16 protein-coding genes are annotated in these 21,321 nt (G+C 71.5%); 14 read left to right on the top strand and 2 right to left on the bottom strand.

Features of this window, described 5'->3' with window-relative positions:
* Window positions 1-64 precede the first annotated feature (64 nt).
* The 3 genes from ABD331_RS09490 to ABD331_RS09480 are packed head-to-tail and all read left to right on the top strand — an operon-like array spanning window position 65 to window position 2,728.
* Complete coding sequence (locus tag ABD331_RS09490) at window positions 65-796, top strand: (Fe-S)-binding protein (RefSeq protein ID WP_344472711.1); 732 nt, start codon at window positions 65-67, stop codon at window positions 794-796.
* On the top strand, window positions 793-2,184 hold the full coding sequence (locus ABD331_RS09485) for a lactate utilization protein B (RefSeq protein ID WP_344472709.1): 1,392 nt from the start codon (window positions 793-795) through the stop codon (window positions 2,182-2,184). The genes ABD331_RS09490 and ABD331_RS09485 overlap by 4 nt, the downstream gene beginning before the upstream one ends.
* Window positions 2,171-2,728 carry a LutC/YkgG family protein gene (locus ABD331_RS09480; protein ID WP_344472707.1) on the top strand — a complete coding sequence of 186 codons (558 nt, stop codon included), beginning with the start codon at window positions 2,171-2,173 and terminating at the stop codon, window positions 2,726-2,728. Before ABD331_RS09485 ends, ABD331_RS09480 begins: the two co-directional genes overlap by 14 nt.
* Here ABD331_RS09480 and ABD331_RS09475 read toward each other — a convergent pair.
* Together ABD331_RS09475 and ABD331_RS09470 are read right to left on the bottom strand one after the other, a co-directional pair.
* On the bottom strand, window positions 2,718-3,740 hold the full coding sequence (locus ABD331_RS09475) for a baeRF2 domain-containing protein (protein WP_344472705.1): 1,023 nt from the start codon (window positions 3,738-3,740) through the stop codon (window positions 2,718-2,720). The genes ABD331_RS09480 and ABD331_RS09475 overlap by 11 nt on opposite strands.
* Before the next feature lie 3 nt (window positions 3,741-3,743).
* Entirely contained in the window at window positions 3,744-4,154 is a 411-nt protein-coding gene (locus ABD331_RS09470) for a DUF2795 domain-containing protein (protein ID WP_344472703.1), read from the bottom strand.
* Window positions 4,155-4,228: 74 nt separating this feature from the next.
* Between ABD331_RS09470 and ABD331_RS09465 the strand changes: the two genes are divergently transcribed.
* The 11 genes from ABD331_RS09465 (at window position 4,229) to ettA (ending at window position 21,230) form a co-directional block, all read left to right on the top strand.
* On the top strand, window positions 4,229-5,308 hold the full coding sequence (locus tag ABD331_RS09465) for a GNAT family N-acetyltransferase (protein ID WP_344472701.1): 1,080 nt from the start codon (window positions 4,229-4,231) through the stop codon (window positions 5,306-5,308).
* Window positions 5,309-5,401: 93 nt separating this feature from the next.
* Window positions 5,402-6,577, top strand: a complete 1,176-nt coding sequence (locus ABD331_RS09460; RefSeq protein WP_344473397.1) for a bifunctional cobalt-precorrin-7 (C(5))-methyltransferase/cobalt-precorrin-6B (C(15))-methyltransferase — start codon at window positions 5,402-5,404, stop codon at window positions 6,575-6,577.
* Window positions 6,578-6,692: 115 nt separating this feature from the next.
* A complete protein-coding gene (locus ABD331_RS09455; protein ID WP_344472699.1) occupies window positions 6,693-7,538 on the top strand; it encodes a sirohydrochlorin chelatase in 846 nt (281 codons plus the stop codon).
* 52 nt (window positions 7,539-7,590) lie between these two features.
* A complete protein-coding gene (gene cobT, locus ABD331_RS09450; protein ID WP_344472697.1) occupies window positions 7,591-8,661 on the top strand; it encodes a nicotinate-nucleotide--dimethylbenzimidazole phosphoribosyltransferase in 1,071 nt (356 codons plus the stop codon).
* Window positions 8,662-8,671: 10 nt separating this feature from the next.
* On the top strand, window positions 8,672-9,685 hold the full coding sequence (speB, locus tag ABD331_RS09445) for an agmatinase (protein ID WP_344472695.1): 1,014 nt from the start codon (window positions 8,672-8,674) through the stop codon (window positions 9,683-9,685).
* Window positions 9,686-9,764: 79 nt separating this feature from the next.
* Window positions 9,765-10,997 (top strand): uroporphyrinogen-III C-methyltransferase, encoded by a 1,233-nt coding sequence (gene cobA, locus ABD331_RS09440; RefSeq protein ID WP_344472693.1) that lies wholly within the window; start codon window positions 9,765-9,767, stop codon window positions 10,995-10,997.
* Complete coding sequence (locus ABD331_RS09435; RefSeq protein WP_344472691.1) at window positions 10,994-13,468, top strand: dynamin family protein; 2,475 nt, start codon at window positions 10,994-10,996, stop codon at window positions 13,466-13,468. Before cobA ends, ABD331_RS09435 begins: the two co-directional genes overlap by 4 nt.
* Window positions 13,465-15,087, top strand: a complete 1,623-nt coding sequence (locus tag ABD331_RS09430; protein WP_344472689.1) for a GTP-binding protein — start codon at window positions 13,465-13,467, stop codon at window positions 15,085-15,087. Before ABD331_RS09435 ends, ABD331_RS09430 begins: the two co-directional genes overlap by 4 nt.
* Window positions 15,088-15,551: 464 nt before the next feature.
* Window positions 15,552-16,592 carry a single-stranded DNA-binding protein gene (locus tag ABD331_RS09425; protein ID WP_344472687.1) on the top strand — a complete coding sequence of 347 codons (1,041 nt, stop codon included), beginning with the start codon at window positions 15,552-15,554 and terminating at the stop codon, window positions 16,590-16,592.
* Between the two features lie 1,054 nt (window positions 16,593-17,646).
* Window positions 17,647-18,942 carry a GGDEF domain-containing protein gene (locus tag ABD331_RS09420; protein WP_344472685.1) on the top strand — a complete coding sequence of 432 codons (1,296 nt, stop codon included), beginning with the start codon at window positions 17,647-17,649 and terminating at the stop codon, window positions 18,940-18,942.
* A 623-nt stretch (window positions 18,943-19,565) separates the two neighbouring features.
* Window positions 19,566-21,230 (top strand): energy-dependent translational throttle protein EttA, encoded by a 1,665-nt coding sequence (ettA, locus tag ABD331_RS09415; RefSeq protein WP_344472683.1) that lies wholly within the window; start codon window positions 19,566-19,568, stop codon window positions 21,228-21,230.
* Window positions 21,231-21,321 lie beyond the last annotated feature (91 nt).

Here is a 21,321-nt window from a genome sequence, read left to right as displayed (position 1 = left end):
GAAACGTTGTGGTTCGATATGGTCTGACCATACTGTGGTCGGACCATACTTCGGAAGGAGAGCCGTGCGAGTCGCCCTGTTCATCACGTGCGTGAACGACACGCTCTTCCCGGGCACCGGCAAGGCCGTGGTGTCGCTCCTGCGCAGGCTCGGCTGCGACGTGGACTTCCCCGCCGCCCAGACGTGCTGCGGGCAGATGCACGTCAACACCGGCTACCGGGCGGAGGGTGTGCGGCTGGCCAGGCACTTCACGGAGGTGTTCGCCGGGTACGACGCGGTCGTCGCGCCGTCGGGGTCGTGCGCGGCCATGGTGCGCGAGCAGTACCCGAAGCTGGCCAAGCCGGGCAGCAGGGGAGCGGCGGCGATCGCGGAGGTCACGCCCAAGGTGCACGAGCTGTCGGAGTTCCTGATCGACGTGCTGAAGGTCGAGGACGTCGGCGCGTACTTCCCGCACCGGGTGACCTACCACCCGACGTGCCACTCGCTGCGCGGCCTGCATCTGGGCGACCGGCCCACCAGATTGTTGCGGCACGTCAGGGGCCTGGAGCTGGTGCCGCTGCCCGGCGCGGAGGAGTGCTGCGGCTTCGGCGGCACGTTCGCGGTGAAGAACCCGGCGGTCTCCGCCGCGATGGGCGCCGACAAGACCCGCAGCATCATGGACACGGGCGCCGAGGTGCTCTGCGCGGCCGACAACTCCTGCCTCATGCACATCGGCGGCACCCTCAGCCGCCAGCAGACCGGCGTCAGGACCATGCACCTGGCCGAGATCCTCGCATCGACGGAGGAGGCCCAATGAGCGCGACATTCCTCGGCATGCCCGGAAATTTCCCGCAGAACTCCCGGAAGGCCGTCCAGGACTCGCAGCTCCGCTTCAACCTCCGCAAGGCCACCCACACCATTCGCGGCAAGCGGGCGAGCGTCGTCGGCGAGCTGCCCGACTGGCAGGAGCTGCGCGCGGCGGGCAAGGCCATCAAGGACCACACGCTGCGCAACCTCGACCGCTACCTGCTCCAGCTCGAAGAGGCCGTCACCAGGGCGGGCGGCACCGTGCACTGGGCCAGGGACGCCGCCGAGGCCAACCGCATCGTGGCCGGCCTGGTCAAGGCCACCGGCGAGACCGAGGTGGTCAAGGTCAAGTCGATGGCCACCCAGGAGATCGAGCTCAACGACGCGCTGGCCGCGCAGGGCATCACCGCGTACGAGACGGACCTGGCGGAGCTGATCGTCCAGCTCGGCGACGACTTCCCGAGCCACATCCTGGTCCCCGCGATCCACCGCAACCGGTCGGAGATCCGCGAGATCTTCCTCGACAAGATGCCGCACGTCACCCCCGACCTGACCGACGACCCGCCCGCCCTCGCCGAGGCGGCCCGGCTTCACCTGCGCGAACGTTTCCTGCGCAGCAAAGTGGCGATCTCCGGCGCCAACTTCATGGTGGCCGAGACCGGCACGCTGGTGGTGCTGGAGTCCGAGGGCAACGGCCGCATGTGCCTGACCCTGCCCGAGACCCTCATCAGCGTCGTCGGGATCGAGAAGCTGCTGCCCTCCTGGCGGGATCTGGAGGTGTTCCTCCAGCTCCTGCCGAGAAGCTCCACAGGTGAGCGGATGAACCCCTACACGAGCATGTGGACCGGCGCCGTCGAGGGCCAGGACTTCCACCTGGTGCTGCTCGACAACGGCCGCACCGACGTGCTCGCCGACGAGGTGGGCCGCCAGGCGCTGCGCTGCATCCGCTGCTCGGCCTGCCTGAACGTGTGCCCGGTGTACGAGCGGGCGGGCGGCCACGCGTACGGCTCGGTCTATCCCGGCCCCATCGGCGCGATCCTCACCCCGCAGCTCAGAGGCATGTCCTCGGAGCTGGACGCCTCGCTGCCGTTCGCCTCCAGCCTCTGCGGAGCCTGCTACGAGGCCTGCCCGGTGGCCATCGACATCCCCGAGGTCCTGGTCGACCTGCGGGCCAAGGCGCCGCACGCGGCGGCGGAGAGGGCCGGCATGAAGGTGGCCGGCTGGATACTCAACGACCACGAGCGGCTGGCCAAGGCGCAGCGCGCGGCGAGCAAGGTGCGCAAGCTGGTGCCGAAGCGGCTGCCAGGCCCCCTGGCCGCGTGGACGGACACCAGGGACATCCCCGAAATTCCGGAAGAATCCTTCAGAGACTGGTGGGAGCGGAATGAGCGCGCGTGAGGAGATCCTCGCCAGGGTCCGCAAGGCCGTCGCCGGGGCGGAGGACGTCGAGATCCCCCGGGACTACCGGGCGCGGCGGCAGCCCGAGGGCCTCGTCGAGCTGTTCGCGGAGCGGGTGGACGACTACCGGGCGATCGTGCACGTGGTCGCCTCCGCCGACCTCCCCGCCAAGATCGACGAGTGCGTGGCCGGGCGGCGCATGATCGTCCCCGACGGCTTCGGCCGCGAGGGCGGCTGGGACGACCTGAACACCGCCGACGGCGTGATCACGAACTGCGCCGTCGGCATCGCCGAGACCGGCACCATCGTCCTCGACCACGGCCCCGGCCAGGGCACCAGAGCCCAGACGCTGGTCCCCGACTACCACCTGTGCGTGGTGCGGGCCGGCCAGATCGTGGCGGGCGTGCCGGAGGCCGTGGCCCGGCTCGACCCGTCCCGCCCCCTGACCTGGATCAGCGGCCCCTCGGCCACCAGCGACATCGAGCTGAACCGGGTCGAGGGCGTCCACGGCCCCCGCACCCTCGAAGTGATCATCAGTACCTGAGCACCGCGGCCACGTTCTCGACCGCGTCGGTGAACCACAGCTCGGCGTCCGTCATCGCGGCCGCCCTGGCCAGCGCGGAGTCCGAGCGCTCCTGCACGGGCTCGTTCACGCCCCAGCGCTGCAGCTCGCCCCGGTCGGTGGCGAGCTGCGTGCCGCCCTCGCCGATCCACACGGAGCCGGGTAGCTCGCCGGGCAGCAGCACCGCCTGCACCCGGCCCTCGCGCAACGCCTGCGAGACCCGGGCCATGCCGGTCGGGCCGGCGGACTCCTGGTGACGTTCGAGCAGCTCGGCCCGCCTGCGGTCGAGCCACTCGTCCAGCGCCCGCTCCACGTCCCGCTCGAACTGGCCGTGGTCGTCGCGGCTGCCGTGCTCGACCATCATCACCCGGTCGGCCGCCTTGGTGCCGAGGTGACGCAGCAGGTACGAGCGCGACTTCGGCTCGCCCGCGACCAGGATCAGCTCGGCGCCGATCCTGCGCACCTGCTCGTCGATCTCGTGGGCCACGGCCGCCGCGTTCTTCTCCCACGCCTCGTCCACGGCCCGCTCGTACCGCTTCTGCGACCAGCCGCCCTGGGCGGTCTTCTGCAGCGGCCACTTGGCGGCCTCCACGGTGGTCTTGCGCGGCGACCCGCCGCCGAACACCGTCACCTCCGCCCCCGCGTGGTCCACGATGACGCGGATGTGCGGCACGTTCTCCCCGCGCCGCATGAGCAGCGGCGTGATGTGCGGCAGCGGCGTCCAGGTCGCCATCTCCGACGGCGCCTCGCGCAGCGACTCGGCCAGCACCACGTCACCGTGCGTGGCGAACAGCGCCCGCCCGGGGGCGGCGCTCAGCGCCTCGCCCTCCAGGGCGTCCAGGGTCGCCTGGTCGCCCTGGCCGTCGTGCCCGTCGAGCCGGTCGCGCATGCTACGCCAGTGGCTCTCGCGTTCAGGGCCGGTGAGCGCGCCCAGGTACACCGACGCGTACGGGCCGCGCCGCTCGTACAACGGCCGGATGAAGTCGAGCCGCACCGGTCACCACCTCCGCTTCTCCACGCCGAGACCGAGCGCCTTGGCGACGTCGGCCATGTTCGTGTAGCTCCGCTCGGGCAACGACTCCACCATGTCGATCACCGGGTCGGGCGCGCCCTCGCGGCGGGCGCGCGCCAGCAGGTCCCGTTTGGACGAGGGCCAGTGGGTGTCGCTCAGCCACTTGGCGAGATCACTGCGGACGTCCACGTCCCGCTGCGTCATGCCCTCGGGGACGCCCGGCTCGTGGCCCGGCGCGTACGAGTGAGGCGACTCCTCGCCGGGCGCCGGCATGGCCTCGGGCTGCTTCCACTCCTCGGCATGCGTCGAGCCGCCACCGCGAACCAGCCCCTCGGTCTCGTGCTTCTGCTCGTCGTCGAGCCGGGGGCCGTGCTTGTCGCTCCCACGTTCCATCATTGACCTCACTCCTCTCAACCCGCCCCTACCCCCGCTTTCGTGGGCAAACATCGCCACTGTGTACCCTCCACAGCGTGTTCGATCCCGACGTGAGCATCGCCACGGAACGGCTTGCACTCCGGCCGTTCAGCCCCAAGGACACCCTGCGCATCCGCTCCATCGTGCAGTCCGGCGCCCAGTTCCTCCCGCCGGGCGCCCCCGCCAAGGTCTCGCAGATCGCCGCCTGGCTCATGCACGGCGTGCACGAGCTGCGCCGCTCGGGGCAGGGCGTCCACCTCGCCATGATCGACGCCGAAGGGCTCATCGTGGGCGCCATCAGCCTGTTCAAGACCTCGTGGAGCGCGGGCACGACCGAGGTCGGGTACGGCGTGCACCCCCTCTACCGGGGCCGCGGCTTCGCCACCGAGGCGGTGCGCGGCCTGACGGCCTGGGCGTTCGACACCCTGGGGTTGCGCAGGGTCGACCTGACCGCCAGGCTCGACAACCTCGCCTCGCTCCGCGTCGCCTGCAAAGCGGGCTTCACCTGGGAAGGCGTGCTCCGCGACGCGGTGCTGGACGAGGACGGCGCGCACGACCTCGTCATCCTCGGCCTGCTGCGCCAGGACAGGCGCAGGCCCGTCCCCGCCCTGCCCAAGACCGAGCTGCGCACCCAGCGGCTGCTCCTGCGCCCGCAGACGCCCGCCGACGTCCCCGACCTGGCCGTCACCGGGGCCGACCCGATGACCCAGGCGTACACCGGGGTGCCGCGCGGCTACGACGAGGAGCACGCGCGCGGCTACCTCGCCCACGCCGAACGCCTGCAGATGCGGGGCGCGGGCGCCGCCTGGACGGCCGAGGAGCTGGCCACCGGCCGCTTCGCGCTCAACGTGGACCTGCGAGATGTCAACTGGAACAGCAGGAGCGCCGAGGTCGGCTACATGACCGCGCCCTGGGCCAGGGGCAACGGCTACGCGGGCGAGGCCGTGCGGGAGATCGCCCGCTGGCTGTTCGAGCAGCACGGCTTCGCCCGGCTCCAGCTCCGCGCCGCCCCCGCCAACACCGCCTCCCAGCGGGTCGCGGAGAAGGCCGGGTTCGTCCGCGAAGGCGTCGCCCGCGCCTCGCTCGGCGGCGAGGACCTGGTCGTCTACAGCCTCATCCCCTCGGACCTGGCCTAGTCTTCCCCCGCCTGGGGGACACCGGACTGGCCCCCGCACCCTTTGTGAAACCACCCCGCAGCCGTCACCCTTGAGGTGAGGACGGTGAGGCGCATGATCACGGTGGTCGGCTGGGACGGATCCGAGCTCTCGGCCAGGGCGGTCGGCAAGCTGCGGGAGGCCAGGCTCGTCGTGGGCCCCGACGCCGTTCTCGGGCAGCTCCAGCTCACCGCGGCCACCGCGGCCGACGGGGCGCTGCTGGAAGCCCTGGACGACCACCTGGAGCACGGCGAAGGCCCCGCGGTCGTGCTCACGCCCGGCGACCCCGGCTTCTTCGGCGTCGTCCGCAGACTCCGCGCACACGGCCTCAAACCGGACGTGCTGCCCGCCACCTCGCTCGTCACCCGCGCCTTCGCCTGCGCCGGGCTCAACTGGGAGGACGCGCTGGTCGTCGCCCCGTCAGGCCCGCGCCAGCTCGGCAAGGCCGTCAACGCCTGCCGCGCCCACCCCAAGGTCGCGCTGCTGGTCGCGCCCGGCGTCGGCCCCGGCGAGATCGCCAGGGAGCTGGCGCCCACCACGCCCCGCGCCCTCATCGTGTGCGAGGACCTCGGCGGGCCCGACGAGCGCGTCACGCACAGCCGCATGGGCGAGGCCACCACCCGGCCGTGGAAGGACCCCGACGTGGTCCTCGTCATCGACCCGCTGCACCGGCCCAAGGAGCCGGGCTGGGTGGCGGGCGCGCAGCCGGGGCCGTCGGAGTGGGCGCTGCCGTTCGAGGGCGGGATGCCGCCGGAGGCGCGGGCGTACGTGCTGGCCAAGCTCGGCCCCCGGCTCGGCGACCTGGTGTGGGACGTCGGCGCCGGCGCCGGCCAGATCGCCGTCGAGTGCGCCAGACTGGGCGCCGCCGTGATGGCCGTCGAACGCGACGAGGAACGCTGCGCCGCGCTGCGCGCCAACGTACTCGAACACGGCGTCAAAGTGGCTCTGACCAGGGGCCAGGCGCCGCCCGCGCTGGAGCCGCTGCCCGACCCCGACGCCGTCTTCGTGGGCGGCGGCGGCCTCGACGTCATCGTGGCCTGCGCCGCCAGGGGGCCGCGCGTGCTCGTGTGCGCGCTGCGCAAGGTCGAGCAGGTCGCCGGCGTGCTCGGACGGCTGCGCGAGCAGGGCTACCACGGCGAGGGCACCCAGATTCTGGCCTCCAAGCTGGTGCTCGACCCCGACGGCTCCCACAGCCTGGCCGCCGCCGACCCGGTCTTCGTGGTACACGCGACGCCCGCGCACACAGCGTGACCACCCTGCTCCCGCGGCGGGCGCGACGCCCGCGCACACAGCGTGACCTGTTCCGCACACCGGCGCATCGGTTATCCTCGCGTGTCCTTGTCCACCGCACCGGAGAACCCTCACGATGAAGCCGCCGCTCCTGCTGATCGGGCAGGGCTCCCAGGATGACGCCTACGCCGCCGAGTTCGGCAGGTTCGTACACCGCCTGCGCTGCCGTCTCGACCAGTCGGGCGCCGACGTGTCGGGGGGTTACCTGGAGCGGGCCACGCCGCGGCTGAGCGACTCCGTCGCCTCCCTCGTCGCGCGGGGACACCACCGGCTCGTGGCGCTGCCGCTCAGCCTCAGCAGGGTGGGCGAGGAGTTCCCCGCCGCGATGGCGCTGGAGCAGCAGCGCCACCCCACGCTGATGTACGACTACGGCCGCCCCCTCGGCCCCGACCCGCGCGTGCTCGCGCTGCTGGCCGAGCGGCTCAACGAGGCCGCCGCCGAGCTGTCCAGGCCGCGCGCGCTGGAGCTGGCCGGCGCCAGGCCCCGGCTGCGCGCCGTCGACTCCCTGCCCGCCGAGGACCTCCACCAGCACATCGAGCCGGGGGAGACCGCCGTCGTGCTGGTCGGCGAGGGCTCCACCGACGCCACCGCCAACGCCGAGATCCACCGCGTCTCCCGGCTGTTCTGGGAGACGCACGCCTACGACTTCATGACCGTCGAGACGGCCTTCGTCTCCGTCACCCCTCCCGGGGTGCCCGGCGGGCTGGAGCGCTGCCGCCGGCTCGGGGCCAAGCGGGTCATCGTGGTGCCTTACCTGCTGTTCGCGGGCGGGCTGCTGGAGCGGGTCTGGGCGCAGGCGCTGGCGTACGGCGCCGGGCACCCCGACCTGGACATCCGCTGCGCCGAGGTGATCGGCGACTGCGAGACCCTGGCGGACGTCGTGATCGACCGCTACGAGGAAGCGCTCCAACTCGTTCCGTAATGTGGAGGTTTCGTGTTCGCTGAGACGCCGGCGGCTGACCCCTGGAGGTTCCGTGTTCGCTGAGACGCTGGCGGCGATCCGTCCCGCCGACCCGCGGGTGCTCGCCGAGGCCCGCGCCCACCAGGACCGCCTCACCAAGCCGCGCGGCTCGCTCGGCGTGCTGGAGGAGGTCGCGGTACGCCTGGCGGGCGCGGCCGGCGCCTGCCCGCCGCCCATGCCGGAGCCCGCGGCCCTGGCCATCTTCGCCGCCGACCACGGCGTGCACGCGCGCGGCGTCAGCCCGTGGCCGCAGGAGGTCACGGTGCAGATGGTGAGCAACTTCCTGGCCGGCGGCGCCGTCGCCAACGCCTTCGCCGCCCAGGCCGGGGCGTCGGTGACCGTCGTGGACGTGGGCGTCGCCGCCGACCTGCCCGACGCGCCCGACCTGGTCAACCACAAGATCGCGTACGGCACCGCCGACCTGTCGCAGGGCCCCGCCATGACCGTCGACCAGGCCGTCCAGGCGCTGGAGGCGGGCATCCTGGTGGCCAGGGACCTGGTCGCCAAGGGCGCGCGCTGCCTGATCACCGGCGACATGGGCATCGCCAACACCACCGCCTCCGCCGCGCTCGTCTCGGCCTTCACGGGTAAGGACCCGGCCGAGGTGACGGGGCGGGGCACGGGGATCGACGACGAGACGTACCAGCTCAAGGTCGGCATCGTCCGTGCGGCCCTGCGCGTGAACGCGGTGACCGAGCCCGCCTCCTCGCCCAGCGAGACGCTGCGGGCGCTGGCCGCCGTCGGCGGGTTCGAGCACGCGGCCATCGCGGGCTTCATCCTGGGCGGCGCGGCGCTGCGCGTGCCGGTGATCCTCGACGGCGTGATCGCCGGAGCCGCCGCCCTGGTGGCCGCCGCGATGGACCCGGCCGCCGCGGACCACTGCGTGGCCGGCCACCGCTCCGCCGAGCCCGGCCACACCGCCGCGCTGGCCCACCTCGGCCTGCGCCCGCTGGTGGATCTGGAGCTGCGGCTGGGCGAGGGCACGGGCGGGCTGCTGGCGCACCCGATGGTGTGCGCGGCGGTGCGCGTGATGCACGACGTGGCCACGTTCGACTCGGCGGGAGTGACCGAAAAGCCCGTGTGATGATGGTGAAGTGTCTCGTTATGGATCCATGTTCGGCCCCGACATCACCTTCCTCGGGGTTGACCGCTGCGACGTGAACGACCCCGGCAGCTACGCGGACGCCGACGTGGTGATCATCGGCGCCCCGTTCGACGGCGGCACGTCGAACCGGCCGGGCGCCAGGTTCGGCCCGCAGGCGCTGCGCCAGGCCTGCTACCTGCCGCACGACGGCTCCAGGCCCAGCCTCGCGCTGCGCGTGGACGCGCTGCGCGACCTGCGCGTGCTCGACGCCGGTGACGTGGAGTGCTACTCGGGCGACGTCGAGGGCTCGCTGGCGGCCATCGAGGAGGCCGTGCACAGGATCGCGGCCTCGGGGGCGATCCCGCTGGTGCTCGGCGGCGACCACACGGTGGCGCTGCCGGACGCGCGGGGCACCGCCAGGGCGTACGCGCCAGGCCGCACCTCGATGATCCACTTCGACGCGCACGCCGACACGGGCGACATCGCCTTCGGCCATCTCTACGGGCACGGCCAGCCGATGCGGCGGCTCATCGAGTCGGGGGCCATCAGGGGCGACAGGTTCCTGCAGATCGGCCTGCGCGGATACTGGCCGGAGCCGGAGACGCTCGGCTGGATGGCTCGGCAAAATATGCGTTCCTATGAAATGACCGAAATTGTGGCTCGCGGCCTTGACGAATGCCTGACCGAGTCCTTCGGCATCGCGCTCGACGAGTGCGACCAGATCTTCCTGTCGGTCGACATCGACGTCTGCGACCCCGGCCACGCCCCCGGCACGGGAACCCCCGAGCCGGGCGGCCTCACAGCCCGGCAACTGCTCGACGCCGTGCGCCGCATCTGCTACGAGATGCCGGTGGCCGGCATGGAGGTGGTCGAGGTCGCGCCGCCCTACGACCACGCCGACATCACGGCCTACCTCGGCAACCGGGTTATCCTGGAGGCCCTGTCAGCGATGGCCAGACGCCGCAAGGACGACGACGGCGGGCCTCGCTGGGATCCCCGGCAGCCTCTTCTTGACGGTCGTTAACCCGTGCGCAGCAAATGACGCATGCGGAGCCGGTAGGTTTACCTCCTAACACAACCTTCGCGAACGGGAGATTCCCCCCATGGGTCCCTACCTCCTCGGCCTGCGGCTTTCCGGCCGCCGGGTCCTCGTGGTGGGCGGCGGCCGCGTCGCGCAGCGACGGGTCCCCGCGCTGCTGGAGGCCGGTGCGGAGGTCACCGTCGTGTCACCCGGTGTCACCCCGGCCCTCGACGACCTGATCGCGGCCGGCCGGGTCACCTGGCACGACCGGCCCTACGAGGTCGGCGACTGCGACGGGGCCTGGCTCGTACAGGCCTGCACCGACGACAGGTCCGTCAACACCGCGGTCGCCGCCGAGGCGGAGGCCAAGCGCGTGTGGTGCGTGCGCGCCGACGACAAGGACGCCTCCGCCGCCTGGACGCCCGCCACCGGGCGGGTCGACGAGATCAGCGTCGCCGTCACCGCGGGCGGCGACCCGCGCCGCGCCGCCGGCATCAGGGACGCCGTCGTCGAGGCGCTGCGCGACGGCACCGTCGACGCCCGGCGCAACCGCACCAAACCGGTCGGCGTCGCCCTCGTCGGCGGCGGCCCCGGCGACCCCGGCCTCATCACCGTGCGCGGCCGACAGCTCCTCGCCCAGGCCGACGTCGTGGTCGCCGACCGCCTCGCGCCCCGCGCCCTGCTCGACGAGCTCGCCCCCGACGTCGAGCTGATCGACGCCGCCAAGGTGCCCTACGGCCGCTCGCTGTCCCAAGAGACGATCAACGAGCTGCTCGTCGACCGCGCCAGGCAGGGCAAGTTCGTCGTCCGGCTCAAAGGCGGAGACTCCTTCGTGTTCGGCCGCGGCGGCGAGGAGATGATCGCCTGCGCGGAGGCCGGCATCCCCGTCCTGGTCGTCCCTGGCCTCACCAGCGCCGTCGCGGTCCCCGCCGCCGCCGGCGTGCCCGTCACCCACCGGGGCGTCAGCCAGGAGTTCCACGTCATCTCCGTGCACGTCGCGCCCGACGACCCCAAGTCCACCGTCGACTGGCCCGGCCTGGCCCGTTCCCAGGGCACGCTGGTGCTCCTCATGGCCGTCGAACGCCTCGCGAAGGTCGCCGAAGCCCTCATCCGCGACGGACGTTCGCCGGAGACTCCCGTAATGGTGGTACAGGACGGTACCCTTCCGACCCAGCGGGCGGTCACCGCTTCGCTTTCCACCGTGGCCGACCGCGTGTCCGCGGCTGGGATACGGCCGCCGGCGATCGTCATCGTCGGCGACGTCGTGCGGGTCGGCCAGGAGGTCGAGATGGTACGAGCGGAGCGCTTGCCGTGAACACGGCCATGGATGACGGGCGGCACGAGTCACCCGGTGAGCAGACGTTGAGCTTCCGGCCGGTGACGGACGAGGACCTCGACGCCGAGGCCCGGGGCGACGGCGCTCCCACGCGGGGCGCCCCCGAACCCTCCGCCAGTTCCTCGGAGCCGGCGGGTGCGCAGGGTGAGCAGGACGTGGGCGAGGAACCGCCCGCACGGCGGCCCTCCCTCTTCGAGAAGCCTGCCATCCTGCGGCAGCCACGCGCGGGCGACGAGCCGCCTGCGGCCAGGGGCGGCGAGGCGGCCTCCGGCCGGCCGTCCCTGTTCGTGAGACCGGCACCCCCTGCGCCGCCCGCGGCTGCCTTCGACCCCGACGCCGACGCCGACGCCGCGTCCGATGCCGAGGCCGCCTCCGACGCTGCCGACGCCCCCGACACTGACGCCACCTCCGGCCCTTCCGACGCCTCCGACGCTGCCGACGACACGGCCCCTCACGCCTCCGAGGCCGCCTCCGACGACGCTGCCCCTCACGTCGCCGGCGCCGCCCCCGACGCCGCCCCCGACGCCGAAGCTTCGTCCGACGCCGACGCCGACATCGACACCGCGTCCGAGACCGCGTCCGAGCCCCAGGCCGCTTCCCACGCGCCCGACGAGGCCGACGCCGACACCGTCCCCCACACCGCCTCCGACCCCGACGCCGAGGCCGCGTCCGAAGACGAGCCCGACACCACCCCCGAGGCGAGCACCGACACCGACAGCGCCCCAGAGCCCGGCCAGGAACCCGCCACCGACCAAACCTCCGAGCCCGAGGACCCAACCCCACCCCAGCCGGGCGAAACCCTGGAGGAGCTCCCGCCAGAGGCCGTCGAAGCCCTCATGACCGCCCTGGCCACCCTCCGCGAAAGCGTCTCGGACCTCCGCTTCGGCCTCGACCTCCCCGGCTCGGAGGAGGCGAGGCAAGCCAGGTCCGACCTCCTGGCCCAACTCGAGAACTACGTCCTCCCACGCGTCAGAACCCGCACGGCCCCCGCCCTCATCGTGATCGCCGGCTCCACGGGCGCAGGCAAGAGCACCCTGGTCAACAGCCTCGCCGAGAAGAACGTCTCACGCACCGGCGTACGCCGCCCGACCACCGGCACCCCCGTCCTGGTCTGCCACCCCGAGGACCACGAGTGGTTCGCCCAGGGCGAGCTGCTCGGCGGCCTCGAACGCCTGGACAAGCCGTCCCCGGAGGCGGGCCTGAGCAGCCTGGTCATCGTCGCGACCGAGAAGCTCCCGCAGGGCGTCGCGCTGCTCGACACCCCCGACATCGACTCGGTGGTCGAGGAGCACCACGAGATCGCGCACCGCATGCTCGACGCCGCCGACCTGTGGATCTTCGTCACCACGGCCGCCCGCTACGCCGACGCCCCCGCCTGGAACCTGCTGCGCCTGGCCAAGGAGCGCGGCGCCCGGCTGGCGATCGTCCTGTCGCGGGTGCAGGAGCGTTCCGCCGACGTGGTGCTGAAGCACTTCGTCCGCATGCTCACCGAGTACGGTCTGGGCGACATCGACCGGTTCGTCATCCACGAGGCGAAGGTGACCGACGGCAGGCTGCCCGACGCCGAGATGACCGACCTGCGGCTGTGGCTGGCCGAGCTGTCGGTGGACGAGGAGCGGCGGGCACAGGCCGTCCGGGAGACCCTCAACGGCGTGCTCAACAGCTTCCGCACCCGCGTGCCCGCGCTGGCCAAACACCTGGAGGCGCAGGTCGCGTTCAGGGCCGAGCTGCGCAGCGACGTGGAGGCGGCGTTCCTGAGGGCGCTCAGCGAGATCGACAAGGCCTCCAGGAACGGTTCCCTGCTGCACGGCGAGGTGCTCGCCCGGTGGCAGGACTTCGCTGGGTCCGGCGACCTCGTACGGTCGCTGCAACTGCGCAAGCGCGGACGGGCGGCCAAGCAGGCGCCTGAGCGGGTGCTGGCGTTCAAGGCGGCGATCCGCACCGGGCTGGAGTCCGTCATCGTCGCCGCCGCCACCCGCGCGTGCGAGGAGGTGGTGGCGCGCTGGCGGCACCGCGCCGAGCTGGGGGCCAAGCTGGGGGAGGACCTGGACCGGCCGTCCGACGATCTCGTCAGGCACACGGGACGGGCGATCGCGTCCTGGCAGGAGCACCTGGGCGAGCTGGTGCGCACGGAAGGCGTCGCCAAGCGGTCGGTGTCGAAGCTGGTGTCGTTCGATCCCGAGTCGCTCGCCCTGATCTTCATGGTCGCCATGTTCAGCGGCGGCAACGGCGAAGGGGTGCCGCACCGGCTGGTGAACGCCCTGCTCGGCGCCGAGTCGCTGCGCGGCATCGGCGCGAAGGCGCTCAGCGACCTGCGGGCCAGGATCGGCATGCTGTTCGACGAGGAGGCCATGCGTTACGTGCAGGCGCTCGACTCCGCGGGCGTTCCAGACGAGTCCGTCGCGACCCGCCTCTACCAGGCCACGTACAACCTTGAGGTCGCTCGATGACCACCACGACCACCAGACCGGGGCTCGCTCCGCGGCTGACCGCGCTCACCAAGGTGGTGGAGCTGGGCCCGGGGCGGCTGGACAAGCCGCTGCTCGCCGAGGCCGGCACGCTGCTGCAGCGGGCAGGCAACCGGCTCAAGCTGTCCTCCGAGCACACCGTCGTCGCCCTCGCGGGCGGCACGGGCAGCGGCAAGTCGTCGCTGTTCAACGCGCTGTCGGGGCTGGAGCTGTCGCCGACCGGCGTACGCAGGCCGACCACCGCCCGTACGCACGCCTGCGTGTGGGGGCTGGAGGGCGCGGGGCCGCTGCTCGACTGGCTGCAGATCCAGTGGCGGCACCGCTTCTCGCGGGCCAGCGCGCTCGACAAGGCCGACAGCCAGCTCAACGGGCTGATCCTGCTCGACCTGCCGGACCACGACTCGATCAGGGCGCTCACCGACACCGAGGCCGACCGCCTCATCGGCTTGGCCGACCTGGTGGTGTGGGTGCTGGACCCGCAGAAGTACGCCGACGCCTCCACCCACCGCCGCTACGTGACGGAGCTGGCGGGGCACGAGGCCGTCACGGTGTTCGCGCTCAACCAGGCCGACCGGCTGACCGCCGAGGAGCTGGCCGAGCTGGTCATCGACCTCAACGACCTGCTGCGCAGGGAAGGCGTCGAACACCCGAGCGTCGTACCGACCTCCGCCGTCACCGGCCGCGGCATCGAGAGCCTCAAGAGCGTCATCGCCACCGCGGTCGCCCGGCGCAGGGCCGCCATCCAGAAGCTCGAAGCCGACCTGCAGCGGCTGGAGGCGAAGCTCGGCAAGGCCATGCCGCTGGGGGAGGCGCTCTCCGCGCCGTCGTCGGTCGACGAGGCCCGCAGGATGGGCCTCACCGACGCGCTGTGCGACGCGGTCGGTGTGCCGGCCGTGGGCGAGGCCATGGAGAACGTGTACGCGGAGCGGTCGAGCCGCTGGGTCGGCTGGCCGTACCCGCGCTGGATCGGCAAGCTGCGCGGCGACCCGCTGAAAAGCCTGCGGCTGGACGACGTGAGCGACGAGATCCGCGGCATCTCCACCTCCTCGGTCTCAGCTCAGTCGGCCGAGGTCTCCAACGCGGTCCAGGCGCTGGCCGACGGGCTGTCCATGGGCATGCACCCGGTGTGGCGCACCGCCGTACACCAGGCGGCCAGATCCCGCTCGACCCAGCTCCCGCAGGCCCTCACGGAGGACCTCGCCGAGGTGGCGCCGCAGCTCGACCGCGTGCCGGGCTGGTGGCGGGCGCTCAAGGTGTGGCAGTACTTCCTGGTGGCGGCGTTCGTCGCGGGCCTGGCCTGGCTCGCGGTCGGCCTCCTCATGCCCGGCCAGCTCCCGCCGTCCCTGGAACTCCTGGGCGACACGGCGACCCTGCCGTGGGTGGGGCTGATGATGGCCTCCGTACTGGGTCTAGGTGCCCTGTCGGGCATCGCGTCCCGCAACTTCGTGGAGCTGGGGGCCTCGCGGGAGCGGGAACGCCTCGAACGCGAGATGCGCCGCAGGGTCGCGGCCGTGGCGAACACGATGGTGGTGGAGCCGGTGGAGCGGGAGCTGGGGCGGCACCATGCCTTCTACACGGCTCTGAGGGACCTGTCGGTGTGAGACGCCGGCGCCGGCACCCCCAACCCTGACCTCGCCCGGTGCCGTCTCTGCCCTCCCCCTCACCCGCAGGCATCCTCCACCCTCCGCCTCACCCGCCAGGCCACCTTCCACCCTGCGCCTCACCCGCCAGGCATCCTCCGCCTTCCCCACACCGGCCAGGATCCTTCACCCTCCACCTCACCCGCCGGGCATCTTCCACCCTTCCCTCCCCTCCACACCCGCCGCCACCCAAGCACCTTCCATCCACAACCATCGCGATCCCAGCCCCCTCCCTCCCCCGCGATCGCCACTCTTTCTCCACAGCCGTCGCCACCCCAGCAGCCCTCCCCCCACAGCCCTCACGACCCCAAGCACCGTCTTTCCACAGAACCCCGTTCGGCCCCCTCCACCCCCCTCCCTCCACGGCACCGTGTTCCTCAGACCGCGCGGGCAGCCGGCCCGCCACCTTGGGAGGCACGGGACAAATGAACGACATCTACATCACACTCACCGGCAACGTCGCAGCAGAGCCCAGGCAGTACAGCTTCGACGAGGGCATCAAGGTCACTTCGCTGAGGGTGCTCACCACCCACCGCTACTTCGACAAGAGAACAGGCCAGTGGGTGGACGGCGAGAAGGTCTGCTTCACAGTCCGCTGCTGGCGCGCCCTGGGCGAGAACGTCGCAGCCTCCATCCGCGCAGGCCACCCCGTGGTGGTGTCAGGCAAACTCCGCATCAGGGAGTTCGGCGCCGACGGCGACCGCCGCTTCATGCCGGAGATCGAAGCAAGCGCGGTAGGCCACGACCTGCGCTGGGGCACCGGCGCCTTCACCAAGCCGGAACGCGGCGGCTCCGGCTCGGTGAGCAAGGAAATGCGCGAACGCCTGGACGAGGAAACCCGCGACTGGGCCATGGGCCCCCGCCCCCAACGCTCCCTGACAACCCGCCCCGGCCCTCGCGAAGAACCCAACCCCTTCCACACAACCGACGCCACCACCGACAACGACCAGCCCCTGACCACCGAAGACGGCCCCCTCCACCCGTCCATCCCCGCAGACGCACCATCCACCGAACCGCCGAACACGCTCACCCCGGCAGCCCTGAACACTCCGACCCCGAACGACGACACCGCCAACCCCTTGCAGCCAGTGCAACCGCTCGGCCTGGACGGCGACATTCCGCACGAGTCCGACGGCAGCCCTGCCCGAAAGCGAGGCCCCAAGCCCGGCACCCTCCGCGCACTCGGCGCAGAAGGCAGCACCATCCGATCCCTGGACCGCGAGCCCGGCGATGCCCAGGGCAGGTCTGGCGCCGCGCAAGGCCGAGCCGGCAACGCACAAGCCAAGACCCGTGACACGGACATCAAGACCCGTGACACGGACATCAAGACCCGTGACACGGACATCAAGGCCCGCGACGCGGATGCCAAGGCCCGCGACGCGGAAGTCGCAGAACGCGATGCGGACGGCAAGACGGCCGACGAGGACGACAAGCACCTGACGATGGCGGGGAAGGCCGCAGCCTAACCACGGCACGACAAGGTGCAGGGGCGCCGACCACACTGCGGCGCCCCTAGCCTCACTGCGCTACCCCCACGGCCCGCCGCCCGCGACTGCCTTGCCCCGTCCGCTACTGCGCTGCCCGCCCCGCCCGCCCCCCGCCCGCCCCTGAGTTGGCCCGCCCCGCCCGCCCCGCCCGCCCTTGCGTTGCCCGTCCGCCATAGCACTGCCCCACCCGCCATGCGGTGACGTCCGCGACGGCGTTGCCACGGTCCACCACTCCGTTGCCACGGTCCACCACTCCGTTGCCTTGCCCGCCACTCCGTTGCCTTGCTCGCCACAGCGATGCCTCGCCCCGCGACTTGAGCTTTCCGCCACTGCGGCACCGTCCGCCCTCCACCGCAGCGCCGTCCGCCTACGCCATCCACCGCGCCTACGCCATCCACCCGCGACCGTTTCGTTGTGGCGACTGCGGTGCCCTCATGATCTCGCCCGCCCAGCACCGCGATGTCGGCCCGCCACGGCGATGCCCGCCCGCGACCGCACCTCTCGCTCACCCTGCCCGCCCGCGACCCGCACCTCTCGCCCGCCTGCCCACCCGCAACCCACACCTCTCGCCGCCCTTCCCCCCCGCATGCAGGTGCGATGGCGGCGAAGGCGCGCGACTCGATGAGTACCGCAGTGAAGGCAGGCGGCCTGAGGGCACAAGGGACGCCAGACGTCCAAGACCACCCAGACGCCCAAGACCACGCAGAAGGCCGCAGCGAACAGCCGGAAATGTCCAGAACGAAGAAAGACGCAGGGGAAACAGCCGGATTGGAGGGGGGAGGGGGCACCGGCCGGGTCCCGTTGACACCCCGAGGGGCGGCCGATGGTGTGTTGCCCGCGTCAGATGGCTAGAGCATCTGTCAGGTCCAGGTCACGCCCCGCACCATGGCTGCTCCTTTCCAGCACGACTCCTTTTTCACGGCCCGCCCACAAAAGCGAGCAGGTGTGGTCACTGCCAACGTATCGGTTCCCATCGCACAACGCACACTCCGCAATTATTGTGTTACACATCGTTAGTCAGAGAGGAGACGAGATGGCGGTGACCAGTCACGCATCGATCAAGTCTCGCGACAGTGTGTCAACACTGGCCGACCGCTGGCCGTTGCTAGGGCAACGTCGGCCGCTTGTGGTCTATTTGTGCGCGATTGTCGCTCTTGACCTTGCTGCGATCGCGGCGCTCTCGGCGTCCACGATCTTCACGTGGCGGGACGCGCTCACCTTCGCCGCCCTCATGGGCTGCGGTGCGGTGTGCATCGAGGCGAGTCGGCGGCTGGGGATGCCCGCCGGTGTGTCGCGTGACCTCTTGTCGGCTTGGTGGTTGCCGGTGGCGCTGCTCCTGCCCCCGGTCTATGCCCTTTTCGCACCTATCGTGCTACAAGTGCTGCTCCAGGTGCGCGTGCGGGCCACGGTGGTCTATCGGCGGGTGTTCAGCTCTGCGGCCATCGGCTTGGCCGGGTGTACGGCGTCCATCGTGTTCCACGCTCTGGTGGCCGATCCATGGGTGCTGTCGCAGGGCGGCAGCACGCCGATTCTCTGGGCGGTGGCGGCCGCCGTGCTCTTCTCCCTGCTCAACATCGCCCTCATCGCCATCGCCGCCCACACGGCCAACCCCGACAGCGCCTGGCGCGAGGTGTTGTGGGACAGGGAGAGCGTGATGCTCGATGTCGTCGAGCTCTGCCTGGGCATCATCGTCTCCATCGGCTGCAGCCTCAACCCGGGCCTGCTCATCCTCGCGCTCCCGCCCGTGGTCCTCCTGCAACGCAGCCTCCTGCACGCCCAGCTCCAGGCCGCGGCCCGTACCGACGCCAAGACCGGGCTCCTCAACGCGGCGGCCTGGCAGCGCGAGGCCGACACCGAGATCGTCCGCGCCCGCCGCACCGGCGAGACCCTGGCGCTTCTCATCATCGACATCGACCACTTCAAACGCGTCAACGACGCCCACGGCCACCTCGTCGGCGATCAGGTTCTGGTCGGGGTGGCCTCCATGCTGCGCAGCCAGCTTCGCGACTATGACGTGGTGGGGCGGTTCGGTGGTGAGGAGTTCGTGGTTCTGCTACCGGGGGCCGACATCGACGAGGCCCGCCGGGTGGCCGAACGGCTGCGCGTCCGCATCGGGCACATGGCCATTCCCGTGGACGACACGCTTGTCCGGATCACGATCTCGGCTGGGGTGGCGTTGATGAGCGTGCACGGTGATGATCTGATCGATTTGCTGACGGCGGCTGATCTGGCTCTTTATCGCGCCAAGGAGCTTGGTCGAGATCGCGTCTGCATCCCTGCCGTGCAGCCTCCGCCCCGGTCCCTGCCCAACGACCCCTCGACCCCATAACCGCCTTCTCGCCGCGGAGACGTCCTCGCACGTCGTTCCGCCTCCCCGCACGCCCTCGCACCCGCGCGCGTCTTCGAGCTCTGTGCTCGTCCGAGTCTGCCCGCGTCCCTGCGTCTTCGAGCCCTGCGCGCGCCGGACCTCCGCACGTTGCCTCGCGCCTTCGAGTTCCGTGCGCCTCCAGGTCTGCCCGCGTCTGCGTGTCTCCGGGCTCTGTGCGCGCCGGGCCGCCGCGCGTCGCCTCGCGCCTTCGAGTTCCGTGCGCCTCCAGGTCTGCCGCGCCTCCAGGTCTGCCGCGCCTCTGCGTCTCCGTGCGCGCCGGGCCGCCGCGCGTTGCCTCGTGTCTCCTCGGCTCTGTGCGCCTCCGAGTCTGCGCGCGTCCTTCTTCTCTTCTCCAGGTCGTGCGTGCGTACGGGCCTCCGCGCGTTCGAGGCGGACCGTACGAACGGAATGGTCGCCCACGCGCATGAGAGGCAGGCGTGCGTGAGACGGCGGAGCGTCCCCGCATATGCGGCGCGCTCACGAACCCCGGAGCCCCCGCACCCAGAGGGGCTCGCAGCAGGGCGGAGGCGGCGGCGAGGGAGGAGCGGCGGAAGCCTGGGTTGGGAGCCCCTAAGCTAGAGGGCATGCCGGAGTACATCTACACGCTGCAGCGCGTGCGCAAGGCGCACGGCGACAAGGTTGTGCTTGACGACGTCACGCTGTCGTTCCTGCCCGGAGCCAAGATCGGTGTTCTGGGGCCGAACGGCACAGGGAAGTCGACGCTGCTCCGGATGATGGCCGGCCTGGAGCAGCCGTCCAACGGTGAGGCCAAGCTGATGCCGGGCTTCTCGGTGGGCATGCTCCAGCAGGAGCCGCCGCTCAACGAGGAGAAGACCGTCCTCGGCAACGTGCAGGAGGGTGTCGCCGAGACGATGGCGATGCTCCAGCGCTACAACGACATTGCCGAGCAGATGGCCACCGACTACAGCGACGAGCTGCTGGACGAGATGGGCAAGCTGCAGGACCAGCTTGAGCACCGCAACGCGTGGGATCTCGACAGCCAGCTTGAGCAGGCCATGGACGCGCTGCGCTGCCCGCCGCCCGACGCCGAGGTGTCGAAGCTGTCCGGTGGTGAGCGGCGCCGGGTCGCGCTGTGCAAGCTGCTGCTGGAGGCGCCCGACCTGCTGCTGCTCGACGAGCCCACCAACCACCTCGACGCCGAGAGCGTGCAGTGGCTGGAGTCGCACCTGGAGAAGTACGCGGGCACCGTGCTGGCCGTCACCCACGACCGGTACTTCCTCGACAACGTCGCCACCTGGATCCTCGAGCTCGACCGGGGCCGGTGCTACCCGTACGAGGGCAACTACTCGACGTACCTCGACATGAAGGCGCAGCGGCTCAAGGTCGAGGGCCAGAAGGACGCCAAGCGCAAGAAGCGCCTGGAGGACGAGCTGGAGTGGGTCCGGTCGAACCCCAAGGCCCGCCAGACCAAGAGCAAGGCTCGACTCCAGCGGTACGAGGAGATGGCCGCCGAGGCCGACAAGTACCGCAAGCTGGACTTCGAGGAGATCCAGATCCCGCCGGGCCCGCGCCTGGGCACCACGGTGATCAGGGCCGACCAGCTCACCAAGGGCTTCGGCGAGCGGCTGCTGATGGAGAACCTGACGTTCGATCTGCCGCGTAACGGCATCGTCGGCGTCATCGGCCCCAACGGCGTCGGCAAGACCACGCTGTTCCGCATGATCACCGGCGGCGAGACCCCTGACACGGGCGCGATCGTCATCGGCGACACCGTGAAGATCTCCTACGCCGACCAGAGCCGGGGCGGCATCGACCCGGGCAAGAACGTCTGGGAGGTCGTCTCCGACGGGCTCGACCACATCAAGGTCGGCAACGTCGAGATGCCGTCGCGGGCGTACATCGCGGCGTTCGGGTTCAAGGGCCCTGACCAGCAGAAGAAGGCCGGGGTGCTGTCGGGTGGCGAGCGCAACCGGCTCAACCTGGCGCTGACGCTCAAGCAGGGCGGCAACGTGCTGCTGCTGGACGAGCCCACCAACGACCTCGACACCGAGACGCTGTCGTCGCTGGAGAACGCGCTGCTCGACTTCCCGGGCTGCGCCGTGATCACCTCGCACGACCGGTGGTTCCTTGACCGCATCGCGACCCACATCCTGGCTTGGGAGGAAGGGTCCAACTGGTTCTGGTTCGAGGGGAACTATGCGGATTATGAGAAGAACAAGATCGAGCGGCTGGGGGCTGATGCGGCGCGGCCGCATCGGGTGACTTACCGGAAGTTGCACCGCGACTGAGGTCGGCTGCTTCTTAGCGCGATTGACGGCCCATGGATCATGCTGCTGACGGCATGGTTCATGGGCCGTCTGCGTGTGGGGGTGGGGTGGC

The organism is Nonomuraea monospora (assembly GCF_039531895.1).
GTDB classification, from domain to species: Bacteria; Actinomycetota; Actinomycetes; order Streptosporangiales; family Streptosporangiaceae; genus Nonomuraea; species Nonomuraea monospora.
Note: the sequence above shows the minus strand (reverse complement) of the source record. Positions and strands in the feature narration are given on the sequence as shown.

Coding starts and splice junctions, on each gene's coding strand:
- ABD331_RS09425 (WP_344472687.1), top strand. CDS start 15,552: ATGAACGACATCTACATCACACTCACCGGCAACGTCGCAGCAGAGCCC.
- ABD331_RS09480 (WP_344472707.1), top strand. CDS start 2,171: ATGAGCGCGCGTGAGGAGATCCTCGCCAGGGTCCGCAAGGCCGTCGCC.
- ABD331_RS09455 (WP_344472699.1), top strand. CDS start 6,693: ATGAAGCCGCCGCTCCTGCTGATCGGGCAGGGCTCCCAGGATGACGCC.
- ABD331_RS09420 (WP_344472685.1), top strand. CDS start 17,647: ATGGCGGTGACCAGTCACGCATCGATCAAGTCTCGCGACAGTGTGTCA.
- ABD331_RS09470 (WP_344472703.1), bottom strand. CDS start 4,154: ATGATGGAACGTGGGAGCGACAAGCACGGCCCCCGGCTCGACGACGAG.
- cobA (WP_344472693.1), top strand. CDS start 9,765: ATGGGTCCCTACCTCCTCGGCCTGCGGCTTTCCGGCCGCCGGGTCCTC.
- ABD331_RS09460 (WP_344473397.1), top strand. CDS start 5,402: ATGATCACGGTGGTCGGCTGGGACGGATCCGAGCTCTCGGCCAGGGCG.
- ettA (WP_344472683.1), top strand. CDS start 19,566: ATGCCGGAGTACATCTACACGCTGCAGCGCGTGCGCAAGGCGCACGGC.
- ABD331_RS09430 (WP_344472689.1), top strand. CDS start 13,465: ATGACCACCACGACCACCAGACCGGGGCTCGCTCCGCGGCTGACCGCG.
- ABD331_RS09485 (WP_344472709.1), top strand. CDS start 793: ATGAGCGCGACATTCCTCGGCATGCCCGGAAATTTCCCGCAGAACTCC.